Here is a 17,480-nt window from a genome sequence, read left to right as displayed (position 1 = left end):
ATTTTTATTTTTTTATCCCAACAGCTGCTGCGCTTTTGGCATCACCGAATAGCGTTCGTAGATGTGTAATCCAAACACTGGCGCCATGGTGTACGCCCATTCCATGATCTCAGCCAAGTTATGTTCGTAGACAATCCACTCTTTATTGCTCAGGAAGAAGTAAAACTCGATGGGCAAGCCCGTATTCGTTGCCTCTAATTGGCGTACCATACAAGTAAGACTGGTATTGACCTCGGGCGACTTTCTGAGCCAGTTTTCCATGTATTTGCGATACAAACCCAGGTTTGTGAGGTCGCCTTTCAGCTCTTGCGTCGTCAGGAATCCCTTCTCCTGACACATATCCTTCAGCTCCTGCGTCGCCGGTTTAATGGACAGAAAGTCGAAATAAACCAGTCGTTTCACACGTCTTCCGCCACTTTCCTGCATGCCTTTCCAGTTTTGGAACGACCCATCTACCAGCGTCTTGGGCGACACCGTCACAATAGTGTTGTCAAAATTCTGCACTTTTACCGTGGTGAGCGTCATCTCCATCACCTCACCATCCACGGTTGTCGACGGCACCGTAATCCAGTCGCCACGCCTAATCATGTCGTTGCTGGTAAGACGGATGCCTGCCACCAACCCCTCAATGGTATCCTTAAACACCAACATCAGTACGGCAGAGGTAGCACCCAGACCTGCAAACAGCTTCATCGGACTCTTGTCTATCACCAAGGCAACCACCACGATGACACCGATGAAGATGGCAACAATCTTCAATACGCCGCAGAACGATTGCAAATACTGCTGCTTACTCGAGCTATTTGTGGTCTCGAGATGGCGGAACGAGTTGATCACGGCAATGCCCAGCTGCACCGAGGTCACCGTGATGTAGATGCTGGTGAGCCGGTTGAGCATCTCTTGCACAAACGGTGCTTCAAAAAATACCAACGGCAACAGTTTGTAAATGACTACCGCTGGAACGATGGCGCAAACCTTGAGCAACACATCGTGGTTGAGCAACACCTCGTCCCACGTGGCCTTAGTCCGCGCAGTGATCTTATCAATGACCGGAATCAGCAGTTTCTTGGCGATAATATAGCTAAGCCAAGAAAAGAAAATGGCTGCCAACGACATCGACACATAGCGCACAACGGGCACTGCCACGCCTGTAATTCCACACATCTGAATCAGATCTTCCACAACACTTCGTATCTGATTCATCGTTTCTGTAATATCCCACATAATCTTTTATTGTTTATTCATGAATAATTTATCTTGACCCATGCGTCATGGCAAGCACAACGCACGGCAAACTCTGTCTTGAAAAGCGCGCCCGTTCTTACCGTACATCACCCCTTGGTTGATGATGGCGAAGCACAGCAGGTGCCCGTTTGAAGCCTCACAATAGCCCGCCAAGCTGGTCACACCCGTCACGGTGCCCGTCTTGGCCCACACCTTTCCGCGCGTATGGGTGTCTCTCAGGCGTTTTTTCAACGTACCATCCACACCCGCAGTTGGCATCGATGGCAGCAGATGGCTGTAAATATTTTGGTGTTGATAGCCATATTTGAGCAACTTCACCAGCAGTTCTACACTGACATAATTGTACAATGACAGTCCGCTACCATCGGCGATTTTATAGCGAGAGGCATCCAGACCCACCTTATTTATTAGTCGGCGTACCACCGACCGCGCCGCTTTGGCCGTCACCGTTCGACCGTTTTCGCGCGGCACCAGCTGATAGAACAGCGCCTCGGCGTACAGATTATCGCTCTTTTTCATCATCGGCAGCAAGATTTGATCAATGCTGTGCGTTCGTTCACAGATGCGAATGGCCTCGGCAGGGCACTTCGCTACCGAACTGAACGCTTCCACTTGGATGCCGGCATCACGCAGTTCTTTCTCAAACTCGGTCATGAAATGGTCTTTACGCCGGTACACCAAGGGCGACAATACGGGATTGTCGTCGTCCCAACACCATCCTTCACCCAACACGTCAAGGTCTTTCATACTCTTGTCGGCATACAGATTGCCGCGTATGGTGTCTACGCCAAGAGTTTTCATACAATCGGTAAAAGCACGCATGTCATCTCTACCGAACTGCGGATCGAAGCCCCCAACGCAGTAGAGATCACCCATGAGGGTGCGGTTTTGTATCGTTCCGGTGTAATAGAGTGCGGTTTTAAACTGATAGCTGCCGCCCAACTTGTCGAGTGCTGTAATGGCTGTAACCACCTTCATGGTGCTGGCGGGGCGCATCAGTTGACGCTCGTTGTGGGCATAGATGACACTGTCGGCTGTGAGATCGTACACCATCAGTCCCAACTGCGAGGTTTCAAACATGTCGTGCGTAAGCAATTTGTCAATTCGTGCTTGCGCATTTTGTGGCCAAGGCAGTGCCACGCTGTCGTCCGAGAGCGTGTCCATCAAGGCCTCGTCGGTCACTTCCGAACTGTCGTTATCCGCTATGTCTTCGTAAACCACCTGCGCCTGAAGGGGCATGTACATGCCCAGAACAAGCAAACAGGAAAGAATTTTTAATCTATTCATGTGTTTTGTGATGCGGAAGATGCAACCTCCGCCTGCTGACGCTTTGTTAATTCTTCTACAAACGCCTGTTCGTCCTTGGGTTGAACCGCCACCAAATGATGGGCACCATACTCGATGAGCAAGTAGTGAGATAGCCCAAAGTTGGTGTGCATCACCTTACATTGTACCACATCACGAAGGGGGACGCTTTGACTTCGCGAGAAACGCCCTTTGTCTATCAACAAAAATTCCATCTCCTCATCACGGTCAATGGGTTTGACACACGCAAAGGTATAGGTGGTGTGCAGCACACGTTCAATCATGCCCACGATGATGATAACGACCAACAGCCCAAATATGGCTTGCTTGATCCAAAAAAGATAGATGACAAGCATCGTAAAGAGTGCTAAGCCACACTTGAATCCCAAGGTGAGTCGTTGATGAAAAACACGTTGTGCCATGTATAAATATTGACCAGATTGGACAAACGACCGTCGTTTGTAACTGCAAAAATACGAAATTATTCACGTTTTCACCGCTCACAGGCGGATATTTACATTCTTTTACGAAAGTGTAATACTCCGTAAGATTTATCCCTCAACGGTTTTTCGGCATGCCAAAAGGCCGCCACGAACCATCGATATGGCCGTCATGATGCAAAGATTTTGTCAAGAAAAATGGTCAAATTTTAACACTTCTGCAACACACATTCTAGACAAGAACAGCCCATGAAAAGACGCTTCTGAAAGCCTTTTCGGGCGCAAATCATGCCCTTATGGCTCCAAAGTCAATGACTTTACTGCCTTAGAACGTACAGATTGACGCGCAAAAGCATGCTACTAAGACGGCAATAAGCATGCTTTTGCAGGGCTAAAGCATAAGTGGTGAAATCAAAAAGGAGTCTCAAAACAAGCTAAGTGATTGAACATCAGCAAGAAGAGCAAATGCGCTATTTTGGCGATATTTGCCGCCGACAGGGCGAAGAACGAAAATATGGAAGTATTGGCGAAGTGATTGTCAAGAAAATATCCCATACAAACAGGCTCCTTCCGATGAACAACAGCGGCGGCGAGGCGAAGCGTTATCGGGTGAGACTGAACTTGAGACTGACGCCAAAATCATGAGTAGTGGTCGGGAAACTGCTGCTGGAGAGTAGCGGCGTGTTGGTTTGTTGGTCGTAATAAAGCGTCATGGTGAGCAGACGCGACAGCGTATAGTCGGCCGAGAACTGGAACTTGAAGGCTGTATTGCCACTGCTTGCGGCACTGGTCATGGTGGCGATGTCCCTACTGATGGCTGCCTGTCGGCGGTAACTCAGGTCAAGGCGCATGTTCAGGTCACGGTTCGATCTGGTACTGTTGCGGTTGCTGGTGCTGCTGTTTTGCTGTTGTTGCTGCTGCTGGCCATTGCCCTTCGTACGCCGAACCACACGTCGTTTGTTGCCGCCAAATAGCTCCAGGTTGTTAACCTTATACGCCATGCCCAGCACCCAGTCGCGACTGATGGCCTCATTGATTTGCACACTCGTGGTACTGAGGTTCAACACGCGTGTTGATCGATATTCCAAACGGGTGGTCAAGTTGTTGTTAAACGTGACATCCAGCCCCAACAAAGGCGAGAAGGCCTCGTTGATGCTCACCGCAGAAACGTTGTACATGCTGCTGGGAACGGGCATTCCGGTGGTGGCGTTGGTGACAAATCCCAAGCCGTTCATAAACTCTTGGAAGGTGCTGTAGCTGCTGTACGACCCAATGGCGAAGATGCTTTTGTAGGAATGGTTGAGGGTGACACTTTTGAACACATCCCTGAACCAAGGCAGTTTGCCCAGTCCGCTGTACCGAATGGTCCAGTTAGGCAGCAGTCTTGCCAACGAAGGGAAGATGTTGAGCGAATGACCACCCATACTGGTGTAGGTGGAGAGGAAGGCGGGTATCATGACATCCGAGCTGTAGCGGTCTACGCCACCATTGGCAGGCTCGAAAGGTTGGCCGGCCAGCGGTGTGCCCTTGGGGTAGACAAAGCCCGCATATTGCGCCTCAACCCGCTGACGGAAGCCGTCGAGCGACTGGCAGAAATCATCAAACGACTTGCTGCGGAAGCCGTTGCCAGCGTCACCTATCCCCTCAAAGGCGCTGCGAAGCGAGAGGGTGGTCATGGTGAAATTGCCGGTTTGGGTCATCGGGTTGCCCTGATACATGTATTGCACGCTCCTTGAAGTGGTTTGCGTGCGACTGGCATTCAAATCGATTTTGAAGTTACGAACAGGCTCCAAAGTCATGCGCAGCTGCAGGTCTTGCGTGTGATTAGACGTGGCCGGCGTGGCTATGGAGTCGGAAATCAACAGCCAATTGTTTGCCCTGGCTCGCTCGATGTACGAATCATCCACCATACCAAAGGCGAAGTCGAGGCCCGGCGAGAGTGCGCTTGGTGCTTTGGTCTGCCCGAAAGCATCACCCACCGTAGGCAAGAATCCCGGCAACGCCATGGCATAGTCGTCACGATAGCTCACGCTGACGTTGCGCACCATCATCAACAGGCGCGCCACCGACTGTGCCGTTCGGTACCAACCTTTATTCTCCAACGGCTCTTTCGGTAAGACGGTAATCTTGAGTTTCAAGGCCGAATCAACCTTATTCTTGATGCGGATGGTGTTTGGATTAATCTTCTTGTACTTCAAGTGATAGGTTTTTCCATCCTCTGTGCGGGCCGAAACGATGAGCCGCTTGCTCTTCTTGCCGTGGCTCACGGTGATGGTGGTGTCGGGCAGGAGCGTGATTTGCTGCTCAAATCCTTTCTTGTTCTTGGGCAATTGTTTCTTTTGTGCCTCGGCCTTAGCATCTTGTGCCGAACGTCTGGCTGCGTTCCGCGCGTTCTTGTTTCGGGTGTTTCGGTTGCCATCGTTGCCAACGATTCTCGATGACCGTGAGCGGTTAGTGGCGTTACGCTGCGGATTGCGGTTGAATCGGTCGTTCGTAGCTTTCAGGAAGGGGATGTGATTGTACAAGCGTTGCAGGTCAAAACGGCCATTGACATTCACCCTTCGGTTGGTAGTGACGATGTTGCCGAGCGACGTACCGTCCTCCAAACGGGTTCCGCGAACCCACGAATAATTGGACGAGTAGTTGGCATCGGCGTTCACCCAGTCGAAAATGGGAAGGAGGTTAAGCGGCAGTTGGTACGACAAGGAGAACTGTTGACGGTAATCCAGCGGCGTGCCAAAGTTGCGAATGCTGGTTCGCACCGAGTCTTTCCAGGCCGAATAGCGGTCGGGATACAGGTCTTTGTTAACGGGAGTGTAAGGCTCTTCAATCTCGGCTTGGGTGGTGCTTTGGAAGTTCATGTGGATGTTTTTGGTGAGATCCCAACGCAGCGTGAAGTCTCTGTTCCACATAAACTGCTGATTAAAGGTCAATGGAAGTTGTGAACCGCCCAGGTCTTGCATGTCACGCTCTTGCAATTCGTAGTAGTTGCGCATCATGTCGGTGTTGAAGGCGATGTTCTGCGGCAGCCAATTCAGACCGAATCGTTTCAGAATGTCAAACCATTTACTCTTGTTCTTGATCTTCTTGAATGGCTCCAAAGGCTTGAACACGGGTGTCCAACTGTATGAAAGGCTACCGTTCCAACTGTCTTCTTTCTCGTAAACGGTGGTTTCTCCGCTGGTGTTTCGATGTGAATGACTGTACGAGAACGAGAAGTTGGCTGGGTCGTAGGGCATGGGGTGGCGCTTGGTTTGGATGCCCACGCGCACGTTGGACAACGAGAAATTGGTGTTGGTGGTCTTGGTCACGGCGATGCTCTCTATCGAGTCGCGCTCCTGACGGTTAGAGGCAGCATCCAAAGCATCTTTCAATCGCATGTCCGTGTCCAGCGGATTGTACTTCGGACTGAGCTGTTCTTGCTGCACACTGTAATACAAAGGTGCGCTTACATGGGCTTTTTCCGGGAAGAATTTGCCCAGCTCCAAGTTGGCTGTCACGCTGTAATTCTGGTAATCATCGGTAGACCTTTGGGCCACACCCTCTTCCAATCCGCCAAAACCTTCACTCATATAGCGTCCTTGGAGATTGACCGTTCCGAAATCAGACATCTGTACATTCAGGTTACCTTGTGCCGCCCAACCGCCTTCGTTGTTGTATTCCAGCAAACGAAGTTCGTTAACCCACACCTCACCCGACTTCATTTCGCCCGCTTTGTTGCGCACACCAATCATCATAGTCTTCACCTCGCCCAGCGTAGGGTTACCCATCACGCTGACTTTGTTGTTGGGTTTGTCGGGATCGTAGCTTGTATAAACCCGATTATACGATGCTTGTCCTTGCGCTTTGTCTTTGTTTCTCTGTCGCTTCAGGTCGGTAAATAGCTTCAAAGGAATGTCTAACATGTTCTCTTCGGGCCACACTTCGCGCACATCCGACAACGAGTAGCGGTTGTATTCCTTGGGTGCCGTCAGCTTCAGGGGAATCTCATACTCGTAATAGTTGCTCTTATAATCATTGCCCAAGCGTACGAAAACAGCCAACTGACCATCCTGCAAATTGGTCGTATTCTGCTCCATGGCGTTGGCATGCACGAACATTTGCAGGCGTATATACTGACGAAGATCGACTGAAGCGTTCTTATAAACCGCCTTAGCATCACCCGTAGCGAGATTTGAAACCACGATATCCAACGCCTGTTCGTTGGCTTCAACCAGCTGACGTTGCGTGGGATCTTGCGCTCTCCTAATGCCAGGAGGCAACACATAGTTAACAGGTGTCTTGTCATTGTTCTCCTCAATGTTGACTGAACTCACCGACATGGTGCCCGAATTGGAACCCGCAGGATCGAGTTGTTGCTCGTATATGCGCCAATCTCCACGCACCAGATCGAAGCTACCGAATCGCAATACGATGGGTTTTTCAAACCCTGTGAGGAACATTCGCATGAAACGAATGCTGGTGAAGTCGGAGATTGAACCGAAACGGCGTTCGAATTCGCGTATCGGAATGCGGAACTGATACCAGGTAACTGGCTCCTTTTTCTTGTTTCTTAGGGGCGCTATGGCATCACGTTTGTCTACAATGTAGTTCTTTCCAACAACCAAGTCTTCCGGACGGATGGACACATGATACTGAAAATACTTCTCATATTCGTTCAAAGTGTAGTCTTGATTGATGTCTTCCACGTCGGGTGTGCCCTTGTACGACGTATCATAACGTTCGCCGCGCGTATCGGTATCGGGCGAGTTTCCTTGCGGATTGTTGATGTATTTGTACCGCCTTAGGATGGAAGCCTGCATCTCATCGTAGTCACGACCACGGAAATAATGATAGTTGTCGTTGGCCACGTCGTTCAAAATGGCATTGAACACGTCCGGACTTACCTTGCCTTGAATCTGCTTCAAGAAGTCTTGATAAGCTTCAAAGTTTTTCTCTTCCTCGTCAGTCAGGCCATTGAAGCCCAAATCCTGCAAAGCTCTTGCCCCCTTGTTTGTGGCAAAAGCATACGTCACAGTGGCCGGAGTGGGAATCTTTCCCCATTGGGTTGTGATATAAGTTTGCGTTCCATCGACGGGAAGTCCACTCTCATAAAACTTCTTTCCGTCATGAAGAATGTCCTCGCTAACCTCACCCAAGTTGATATAGAAGTCGCCTCCGTACTCGCTGGCGGTACCCTCTTGACGGGTATAGATGAACGGATCGAGCATCCAGAACTCGATATATTCGATGTTGGACGATTCAAAATCGCTGTAATCCAGCTTCCGCATCATGCCACCCCACTTCTGTTTGGGATTGTTGAGCAACCCCTTTGCCGTCAAATCAGGGTTGAAGTTGTACGGTCCACGCTCGCTTGGATAGTACGCAAGGTTCAAGATTGGAAGAGTAGCGGTGGCTCCACTGTAACTACTTTGGTCGCGCTTGGGGTACAACTCCCTGACATACACCTCGCGAACGTAATGATTGGACAGCTGTTCCAAGTCGCTCTTGATATGCTTTGGCGTCAAAGAACTGCTGCGACGGGTAAACAATGGGTCGATGGTATACCAAGCCAAGAGCGCCCGATTGTAGCCACTGCGCAGGGTAGTCTTGTCACTATACTCGGGAAACATCGACGGCACACTCGACATGATCCATGATGTTGGCGTTGAAACATCTATCTTGTTGGTCGTATTTTCAAAGTCATCGAGATACGAAGCGTTGTCTTGCGTGCCATGACTTTGCCCTGCGATGAGCTGTGCAAACTCGGCATTGAGCGAGATGTTCGATGGTTGTGTCAGGTGTAAGAATGGGATTTTGTCCAACACATTGGTGAGCCACTGACTCTCTTTCTTCCAGTTTAGGTTGACTCCCCACAGGGTATTGTTCAACGGCTCAGACCCCATGTTCACTTTGTTGGTTAAGGCTTGTTCAGAAAGATGCTGCAACGTACCGCTCAGTTGCAGGTCTTTGCTGAAATCGTACTCCCAGTTCACGCCGAACATCGTCTTTCGTTCCTGCGCAAAGTCGGTGTTACTCTCCAGCGAAACGTTAACGTTTGTCCCCGCATTGATAATGCTTTGATTCAAAATAGTCACCTCCCCTGCCGCATAGTCAACCGAATAATCGGCATTCTCGGTCAACCTAACGCCACCAGCCGTCACCACAACCGACCCTTGCGGCACGTTGTAGGCTCCCAAGGATATGACGTTGGCCGCCGAACCCCTGAACTGTCCCATCAGCACATACTTGTTTTTCTCGGCGATTTGCTTGGCTACGGTCTTAGTAGAATCGTACAACTCGGTGAAAGCATACCGCTTGGCTTTCTCTTCATTCACACCTTTGCTCACCAAATAGCGATGGATATACGACCCAAAAGGCTCGGCCACGGGGAAGAACACGCGACCATCGCTCACCGTATAACCCTCTACAAAGTCAAAATAGCCGTTGCTATGCGGCTTGTTGTTGTTATCCAATCGGTCGGCACCCAGCAGCCGAATGATGGGTTGGTCTTTCACTTGTGGCTCAGGAATATAGGTGAGATAAACGCCGGCGGTGTCACTTTGGAACTTCACATCCAAGCGAAACTTCTCGCGCTCCACTCTACTGGCCAACTCGTACACGTTCTTCATCATCAGCCTCCAGTTGCCTTGTCGTGGGTTGTTGCTGGTGTTTTTGAGCGACTTGACGAACAACGCCGCATTCACATCGGTCACGTCACTGGCAAACTCGCCCACTTGATAGGTGGCACCACCGTAAGTATATTCGTATGCTACGGCCAACACCTGGTCGGTTTGCAATCCCATGCGCAGCGAAACGTAACCCAATGCCGTGTTAACTGTGTATTCAGAGGGATTTAAAAGCCGCGCGCGTTCCAGCTTCTCATAGTCAACACCGCCCACAAGTCCGCCCCCATCGAGCACCGTTGTCGACTGATCGATGTTGCGTGCCGACGCAAGTTGGCCCACCAACGTGCCATATTCGGTATTCGCATTGTTAGAAGGAACCATCTGTCCCGTGGCATTCCACAGTCCATTGGAGATGTATTTGTTCTCGCCCAAGTCGGTCAATGCGATGATGTTACGGGTGTTTGTGGTGACACCTGAATTGTTGGTGACCCAGATTTCCACCCGATTGATCTTCACACCCGATGTCAGATTGGGCAGCGACTTCATGTTGTCATCGTACGTCTGACGGAAGTATTGTGACAAAAAGAAGTGGCGATTCTCCTCATAGTTGGCCACATTAATCTCGAACGGCGTGAACTGTGCGCCACCGCGCGATGACACACTCTTGTCGGCCGACTTCTTCTGCGAGGCCACCATCTGCAACTTGAGCTTACCAAACTGCATGTCCGTACGCAAACCGAACAGCGAACTGGCTCCCTTGATCAATGAAGAGTTGGACGGAAACGACACGTTACCCCCCTCAACCAGCTTGATAATTTCATCCTCCTTGCCGTCGTATTTCAGTTTAAGGTTCTGCGCATCAAAGTCAAACGTGGCGTCGGTGTTGTAGTTGAGATTCATGTTCACCTTATCACCTACCCTACCATTGACGTTAAGATTAATCTTCTCGTCAAAGTTCATCGTGGTCATTTTTCGGTTGCGGATAGGCAACGAGGGGTTGTCTATCTTCTTCACCGTGCCGCCAAACTTCAGTTCGGCCGTTCCCTGCGTCTTGATGCGCACGCCACCCGGGCCGAATATCTTCTCGGCCGGTCCCAGTTCAAAGTGCATGTTGGTGAAGTCGAACTTCTCTTTCCCTTTGTTTTCAAAGATTTCTGCGTTCTTCGAGCGGAAATACTGGTCGAAAAGTCGTTTCTCACTCCATGCCCGATACTCCTCCGGCGTCATCATGATGGGTGCATTGAGCCACGCCGCACCGATTTTCGAGCCGATGATATACCGGTCAAGCGTATCGTTGTAAATCACATTCTGCTGTAGATTTTGAGGACGTTTCAAGTCTAATGGACTCTGGTTCAGGTCGTCAATCGTCACCGGGAGCGTGCGCTGAATCTTCCAACGTGGATTCAACAGCGAGTCGGGGATATTGAGGTCATCATCCAACTGGGGCTGCGCCTTGATGTCGATGGTGTCTTTCCGCTGCGGTTCTGTCTGCTTCTGAGGCTGTTGCCTGTTGGTTGTCCGCGTGCGGTTGTCTTGCCAAAAGGGCATACGCATGGCATAACTCGCCATACTCATGACGAGCAATGTCACAACAAAACCATATATGCGCCTTTTATTCCGCATGCTGAACTACCGCGATTGACACGTACCTCACCACGGCACGCTTACTTGATTTGCTTCAAAGCCAACTTCACCACCTGCTCTACCGGCAGCGATGGGTCGGATTTCAAGATGCCCTCCACCACTTTGGCACTGGGAGCGGGCGAGAAACCCAGCATGGTGAGCGCACTCACCGCCTCGTCACGGATGCTGGCATCCACCGCCGTTGCAGGCTCACTGCTTACATGCAGCTCGGTGGCAATACCGCTGCTCACGATTTTGTCGCGCAGATCTACGATGATGCGCTGTGCCGTTTTCAGTCCAATGCCTTTGACGGCCTTCAACATCCGCTCATCACCATTGGCGATAACGTTGCACAACTCGGCGGGCGAGAGAGTGGATAAAATCATTCGGGCCGTGTTGGCACCCACGCCAGACACGGTGATTAGTAGGCGATACAACTCGCGTTCCTGCTTCGAGAAGAAGCCGTAGAACGTGAAATTGTCATCACGTCCGCCCGTCACCAACGACTCGTGCACATACAACTTCACCTCTTTCTTGCCCTGAATGGCACTGTAGGTGTTCAGCGAGATATTCAATCCATAGCCCACACCTGCGGCTTCGAGTACAGCCAGTGCGGGAGTTAATTCGGTCAATTCACCCCTGATGTATTCTATCATGTGTTATAATATGTATATATACGCTAGAGATAACGCAGCAAAGGCCCGCTTATTGCGTGGCGCATGGAAAGAATGAACACACCATGCAGCCGCCATCCAACCGCTCACGCATACGGGTGACATTTAAAACTCATATCATTAGGGTTTTTAGAGCATTGAGTTTGGGCGGCAAAAGCATTGGGTTTGAAGGCCAAAGTCAATGGGTTTGCCCACCAAAGTCAATGACTTGTTTTTGTAACCAAAAAGGGTTTGCTACATTCAAAGAAATGTAAAAATTGCGATTATCCTTTTAAATCATCTTTGTTTGTCTGGAGAAATTTATAATTTTGCGAACGATTATCGTATTTACAGACATAAAAAAGATTGTTGAACGGGTTCGGCAGGGGCATGGATAATCACCCCCGACCGGGCGTAATACATGAAAAGAAAATCAATTATGAAGAAAATCAGAGCCGCCGTAGTAGGCTACGGCAACATAGGTCACTATGCCGTTCAGGCATTGGAGGCCGCAGAAGATTTTGAGATAGCTGGCATCGTACGCCGCCAAGGTGCTGAGAACAAGCCAGCTGAGTTGGCCGCTTACGAGGTTGTGAAGGATATAAAAGAACTGACAGACGTGGACGTGGCCATCCTGGCGACACCCACACGCAGCTGTAAGGAGCACACCCAACAGATTTTACCCCTTGGCATCAACACCGTGGACAGCTTTGACATCCACACAGACATCGTTGATTACCGCGCTGCCTTAATGCCCTTGTGCAAGCAGCACCATGCGGTGAGCGTCATTAGTGCGGGATGGGATCCGGGATCCGACTCCATTGTGCGCACGCTGATGCAGAGCTTGGCACCGAAAGGTCTTAGCTATACCAACTTCGGGCCAGGCATGTCGATGGGACACAGCGTGTGCGCCAGAGGCAAGAAGGGCGTGAAGAATGCGCTATCGATGACCATTCCACTGGGCGAGGGCATCCACCGACGCATGGTATACGTGGAGTTGGAAGACGGTGCCACGCTCGATGAGGTGACCAAGGAAATCAAGGCCGACCCCTATTTCGCACACGACGAAACGCATGTCATGGCCGTTGAGTCGGTTGACGCGGTGCGTGACATGGGACATGGCGTACACTTGGTGCGCAAGGGAGTGAGCGGCAACACGCAAAACCAGCGCATGGAGTTCAGCATGAGCATCAACAATCCAGCGCTCACCGCACAAGTATTGGTCAACGTGGCACGCGCCAGCATGCGCCAACAGCCAGGATGTTACACCATGGTGGAGCTTCCTGTCATCGACATGCTGCCCGGTGAGCGGGAAGACCTCATCAAACATCTGGTTTAACAGCTTTAACCTTCCCTCTTTGAGAGGGAAGGAAAGCTAATGAAAAGCAGGTCTACAGCTTCGGCTCTCCGTACAGATGGTCCCACCAAGTGGAATCGTCTTTGAGCCATTTGGCGAACCATGCAAAGATGGTATTCTGCCATTTCAGACGCTTGTTGTAATCGGTGATGTGGTGATTCTCACCATCTACCACCACAAAGGCCGTGGGGCGCCCCAAGAGTTTCAGTGCCGTGAACATCTGGATGCTTTCGCCTATCGGCACATTGGTATCGGCACTGCCATGCAAGAACAACAGCGGCGTGTGAATTTTGTCGGCATTGAACAGCGGACTTTGGTCCACATATAGTTTCTTGTCCGTCCAAGGATAACGGTTGGCCATGCTCACTTCGCTGTAACTATAGCCCCAATAACCTTCGCCCCAGTAACTGGTATGGTCGCTGATGCCCGCATGCGATATGGCAGCCGCAAAGAGATTGGTCTGCGTTTGCAGGTATTGTGTCATGAATCCGCCATACGATGCGCCGATGCATCCAATCTTCTTGCTATTGATGAACGTATGGTCGGCCACGAATTTCTTCGTTCCTTCGATGATGTCTTCAGCCACTCCTTGCCCCGCTGTGTTAACATGACGGGAAGAAAACTCTTGTCCAAATCCCACGGCACCACTGGGTTGGATGACCAACACGACGTAACCCAGTGCGGCATAGGCATGGTGCGGATAGCGTGTTTCAAAGTTACGGCTCGTTGGCGAGCATCCTCCATAATAATTAACGATGAGCGGATAATGCTTTGATGAGTCGAAATGGGGCGGCAGATAATAGCGCGTGCAGATGGTATCTCCATGCGAATTGACGAAATTCCAAGCCTTGCATTCCCCCAAGCGAATACCGGCAAGGGTTTGAAGATTGGTGTCTTCCACCACCTTTGGACGCTTCGCAGACAGGTTCATGGTGTACACACGGTCGGCATTGGACGCACTTTCGCCCGTCCATGCCATGACAGGAGCCGAATGGGCGAACGACATGTGTTTGACAACCTCTTCGGGTTGATGAATTTTCACTATCTTCTTCGACTTCGTGTCACAGCAGTAAAGGCTTACGCTATCACGGTTCATGGCCGAAAAATACAGCTTGCCGTCGGCGTGGTTCCATGCGTATTGACTGATGCCGGGGTTGAATGTCTTGGTCAGCGGCGTGACCTGTCGGTCTGAGAGGCGCAGCGTAAACAACTGATAGTCGTACATACTCGGCACTCTTCCATTGGGAACATTGGCTCCGATGCCGTTGAAAGCCTCGGGAGAGCCCATCACCACAATCTCTTTTCCATTGGGTGAGAAGGCTGCACTGGCGATGAATCCATCGTCAAAGACCAGCGTATCGGCTTTCAGAGTACGCACATCCAGGCTGAAAACAGAGAACAAGGTGGTGGGACGATGAGTAAGTCGGGTGCGAGTGGTCATGAAGAGCACCTTGGAACCATCGTTATTGATGTCCAAGAGCGACACGTCGTGATAGCCGAAGGTGAGCGGTTGGGCCAGTCCGGTGCGCAAATCAAACTTCAACAGACTTGTTCTGTTGCGCCAACCCGGTTGCCGATCCTCGGGTTCGGTAATCTCATAGACATCACGATCTTTCTTCTTTCCCTCGTTTTTCTGCATCACCACCAGGTAATCGGCAGTGGGTGACAGCACGAAAGAACCCTCCGGTAGATTCGTGGCGATGACTTTTTCGATTCCCGTCTCAACGTCTGACGTGATCAACTCCCTACTGTATTTGCCCTGACGAGCCCAATATAGCTCGTGAGAATGCGGCATCCAGTGAACGGCTTCGTTACGAGTTGCCACGATATGACCTGTCTTGAGTTCCTTCACTTGCCAACGATATGACGTTTTACCACCATGTGCTACGTCCCGAAAAGCCGTGATGAGGTATTTACCATCAGGCGAAAGCTCCACTCCAGTCACGAACCTACGGTCGGTCAGGCTGCGCAATGTGAACGTTTTTTCGCCCTCACCAACCGATAACAAGGCTCCTTTCTGAGGCTCGACCTGTATGTCCAACGTGTCTGACCGGCCGCGTTTGGAAAGGTATTTCACCACCACATCGTGGGAACCCGGCTCTAATGTCAGCTTACCATCACGACTTTGTTGACCGTCTACATACAAATTGAAATCGGAGAGCTTGCCCACTTTGACCGTTGCCTGACCATATCCGTCGGCTTGAATGCGAAAACCCAGCAAATGGAGGGCGTATGGTGCATCGGAAGTGGGCAACACTTCGCCGGAAACTTCCCGTCCCTGACGCACTTGTTCCAGCGACAAAGGCGTGTCCAGCAGCGACTTGGCGTTGAACGTGTGGCCTTTTACATCGACACTGTCAATCATCAGGGGATGCTGCACCACAAAAGGACCGGCATAACGAACCGTCTTCACGGGAATGACGGAGCTGTAAACAAAATCAGCTGTCAACAAGACAGCTGATAAAAGGATATAAAACTTATTCATTATTTTCAATGGTTAGAAATGGTAAAATGGAGGGATAGCCCACCATGACCTCTATCCTTACTCATCACACCCAAAGAGAGGATCCTCGGGCATGACCATGGTTGGGGTCTTATCGTATTCCTTGAGCAACTTCGCAGGTACGTATTTCTTATTGACAACCAGGCGGAACATATACTCATTGAACCACTGATTGGTCATGATGAGGCAACCTTTCTGCCCATTAGCGGCTCCCCAGCTGTTCTCCACCTTCCACTTCAAGGGCTTACCCTGTGCGTCCAAGTCGACAGCTGTCAATGTCATGGCGTGTGTAGAGCCGCTGTCAAACGTGGCAATGCGGTCGGCCTTTCCCATGTTGAACGTTGTTCCCAGCAGGCTACCGTAATCGTAATTGTCCACATCCATATAGCCGCGCTTGCGATCCAGCTGCTTGCCAACATCGTAAGAGCTGTACATCTTGTGTCCATCTTTCAAGCTGGCGATGGCCAACTGCGCAATCTCTTCCATCGGAAGATTAAGATACTTCCAGTTGTGTCCATCGTAACTGTGCCGATCATACTCCACTTCGTAAGTTTCATGATAAGCCCGTCGAGGGTCATTCATCACCATGATGAACGTTCCGTTGAGCCCATGTCCCACCGTCTCGTTATAAAATTCGCGTGGCGTATAGTGCTTTTGTGGTGTGACAGTCTTGCCATCTTTGTTTTTGAATGCGTATGTAAAGTTCTGAACAGGCTCGCCAATGGTTAGCGACAAGATACGATAAACGGTGGCAAGCATCTCGGTTTTCCGCTTTTCCACCTCCGCTTTTTTCTTTTTAGCGTTCACCATGCGTCGCAATTCCAGCCCATATTCGCGCAATTTAGATGACAACAGGCGAGCCATCACCCTGGTGTTGTCAGACGAATAGGTCTCGGGCATCACGCTCATAGGCACCAAACCATACTTTTCGGCCAAGTCGGCAACCCCGCAAAAGGTACCGCCATCATTGACAGGATTCTTGAAGAAGAACTGCATACGCTTGTCATCCAATGGCTTCGACGCATTGTCAATGACACCTTGCAGCATGAGATTGGCCTTCTCTAATTGGTCATAAAAGAACAAATAGGCATGTGAAAACTCCACGGCGAGCGTGTCTTGATGCCGTTTAGCAAAGTTGGCGCGCAGCACGTTGAAGCCCGAGAACATCCAACAGCGGCCACTTTTCTGCTGGTCGTGTATGCTCTGCTTGGGTGTTTCGATGCTGAAATAGGTGTCTACCGCACCCTGATTGGCACGGTTTTTAACCAAATCGTCAATGTTGTTAGATGCCACAGCATTGATGATAGCCTTGTCGGCAGGTGAAGATGGTTGTGCCTGCTGTATCTTTTTCAATAGATCAGCAGATAGTCCACCAGGCTTTTGCGCTCCTACGGCCATGCTCGAGAACAGCAGGACGGCAGCTAAGAAGAAAGATTTTTGTTTCATGATAGTTTTGTTTGTATAATTGATTTGTTGACAAAAATAAGCATTTTTCATGAAAAAATTCAGCATTTCAAGATAAAACTCATTTTTAACCGCCCTAATCACCATTGCAGCACACAGATATGCGGCATGGAGAAGGGATTTTCTTTGTCAACGGAACCCTTTTTGTCTGCTTACGAATCACAACGAAATCTGTTCGTGTTAACAAACCTTTCGTTTGTTAAATCGATTCATTTTCTTTGACAAAACAAAATCGCGAAATAGAGAAAACAAGTCATAAACGCATCATCTTTTGGCCCATTC

The 17,480-nt window shown here is 50.2% G+C and carries 9 protein-coding genes; 2 read left to right on the top strand and 7 right to left on the bottom strand.

Features of this window, described 5'->3' with window-relative positions; translation table 11 throughout:
- Window positions 1-12 precede the first annotated feature (12 nt).
- From HMPREF0650_RS07465 to HMPREF0650_RS07455, 3 genes are read right to left on the bottom strand one after another with little or no spacing between them, the layout of a single operon-like run.
- Entirely contained in the window at window positions 13-1,224 is a 1,212-nt protein-coding gene (locus tag HMPREF0650_RS07465; protein WP_004349688.1) for a mechanosensitive ion channel family protein, read from the bottom strand.
- A 45-nt stretch (window positions 1,225-1,269) separates the two neighbouring features.
- On the bottom strand, window positions 1,270-2,532 hold the full coding sequence (dacB, locus tag HMPREF0650_RS07460; RefSeq protein ID WP_004349687.1) for a D-alanyl-D-alanine carboxypeptidase/D-alanyl-D-alanine endopeptidase: 1,263 nt from the start codon (window positions 2,530-2,532) through the stop codon (window positions 1,270-1,272).
- Window positions 2,529-2,972 (bottom strand): PH domain-containing protein, encoded by a 444-nt coding sequence (locus HMPREF0650_RS07455; RefSeq protein WP_004349685.1) that lies wholly within the window; start codon window positions 2,970-2,972, stop codon window positions 2,529-2,531. The genes dacB and HMPREF0650_RS07455 overlap by 4 nt, the downstream gene beginning before the upstream one ends.
- Window positions 2,973-3,428: 456 nt before the next feature.
- On the opposite strand from HMPREF0650_RS07455, the gene HMPREF0650_RS13145 reads away from it, so the two are divergent.
- Window positions 3,429-3,635 carry a hypothetical protein gene (locus tag HMPREF0650_RS13145; protein WP_155813611.1) on the top strand — a complete coding sequence of 69 codons (207 nt, stop codon included), beginning with the start codon at window positions 3,429-3,431 and terminating at the stop codon, window positions 3,633-3,635.
- On the opposite strand, the gene sov is transcribed toward HMPREF0650_RS13145, so the two are convergent.
- Window positions 3,593-11,221, bottom strand: a complete 7,629-nt coding sequence (sov, locus tag HMPREF0650_RS07450; protein WP_040562834.1) for a T9SS outer membrane translocon Sov/SprA — start codon at window positions 11,219-11,221, stop codon at window positions 3,593-3,595. The two genes, HMPREF0650_RS13145 and sov, sit on opposite strands and share 43 nt — an antisense overlap.
- Window positions 11,222-11,262: 41 nt before the next feature.
- Window positions 11,263-11,877, bottom strand: coding sequence for a Holliday junction branch migration protein RuvA (ruvA, locus tag HMPREF0650_RS07445; RefSeq protein ID WP_004349682.1), 615 nt, complete (start codon window positions 11,875-11,877; stop codon window positions 11,263-11,265).
- A 436-nt stretch (window positions 11,878-12,313) separates the two neighbouring features.
- On the opposite strand from ruvA, the gene HMPREF0650_RS07440 reads away from it, so the two are divergent.
- On the top strand, window positions 12,314-13,213 hold the full coding sequence (locus HMPREF0650_RS07440; RefSeq protein WP_004349681.1) for a diaminopimelate dehydrogenase: 900 nt from the start codon (window positions 12,314-12,316) through the stop codon (window positions 13,211-13,213).
- Between the two features lie 52 nt (window positions 13,214-13,265).
- Here the strand turns inward: HMPREF0650_RS07440 and HMPREF0650_RS07435 are convergent, their stop codons facing one another.
- Together HMPREF0650_RS07435 and HMPREF0650_RS07430 are read right to left on the bottom strand one after the other, a co-directional pair.
- Entirely contained in the window at window positions 13,266-15,716 is a 2,451-nt protein-coding gene (locus tag HMPREF0650_RS07435; protein ID WP_004349679.1) for a S9 family peptidase, read from the bottom strand.
- A gap of 57 nt (window positions 15,717-15,773) precedes the next feature.
- Window positions 15,774-17,132, bottom strand: a complete 1,359-nt coding sequence (locus HMPREF0650_RS07430; protein ID WP_375342088.1) for a C1 family peptidase — start codon at window positions 17,130-17,132, stop codon at window positions 15,774-15,776.
- Between the last annotated feature and the right edge of the window lie 348 nt (window positions 17,133-17,480).

This window comes from Hoylesella buccalis ATCC 35310, from assembly GCF_000177075.1.
GTDB lineage: Bacteria > Bacteroidota > Bacteroidia > Bacteroidales > Bacteroidaceae > Prevotella > Prevotella buccalis.
The sequence above is the reverse complement of the archived record's forward strand: the minus strand, read 5'-3'. Positions and strand labels throughout refer to the sequence as shown.

Coding starts and splice junctions, on each gene's coding strand:
- HMPREF0650_RS07465 (WP_004349688.1), bottom strand. CDS start 1,224: ATGTGGGATATTACAGAAACGATGAATCAGATACGAAGTGTTGTGGAA.
- HMPREF0650_RS07440 (WP_004349681.1), top strand. CDS start 12,314: ATGAAGAAAATCAGAGCCGCCGTAGTAGGCTACGGCAACATAGGTCAC.
- HMPREF0650_RS07455 (WP_004349685.1), bottom strand. CDS start 2,972: ATGGCACAACGTGTTTTTCATCAACGACTCACCTTGGGATTCAAGTGT.
- HMPREF0650_RS07435 (WP_004349679.1), bottom strand. CDS start 15,716: ATGAATAAGTTTTATATCCTTTTATCAGCTGTCTTGTTGACAGCTGAT.
- dacB (WP_004349687.1), bottom strand. CDS start 2,532: ATGAATAGATTAAAAATTCTTTCCTGTTTGCTTGTTCTGGGCATGTAC.
- sov (WP_040562834.1), bottom strand. CDS start 11,221: ATGCGGAATAAAAGGCGCATATATGGTTTTGTTGTGACATTGCTCGTC.
- HMPREF0650_RS07430 (WP_375342088.1), bottom strand. CDS start 17,132: ATGGCCGTAGGAGCGCAAAAGCCTGGTGGACTATCTGCTGATCTATTG.
- ruvA (WP_004349682.1), bottom strand. CDS start 11,877: ATGATAGAATACATCAGGGGTGAATTGACCGAATTAACTCCCGCACTG.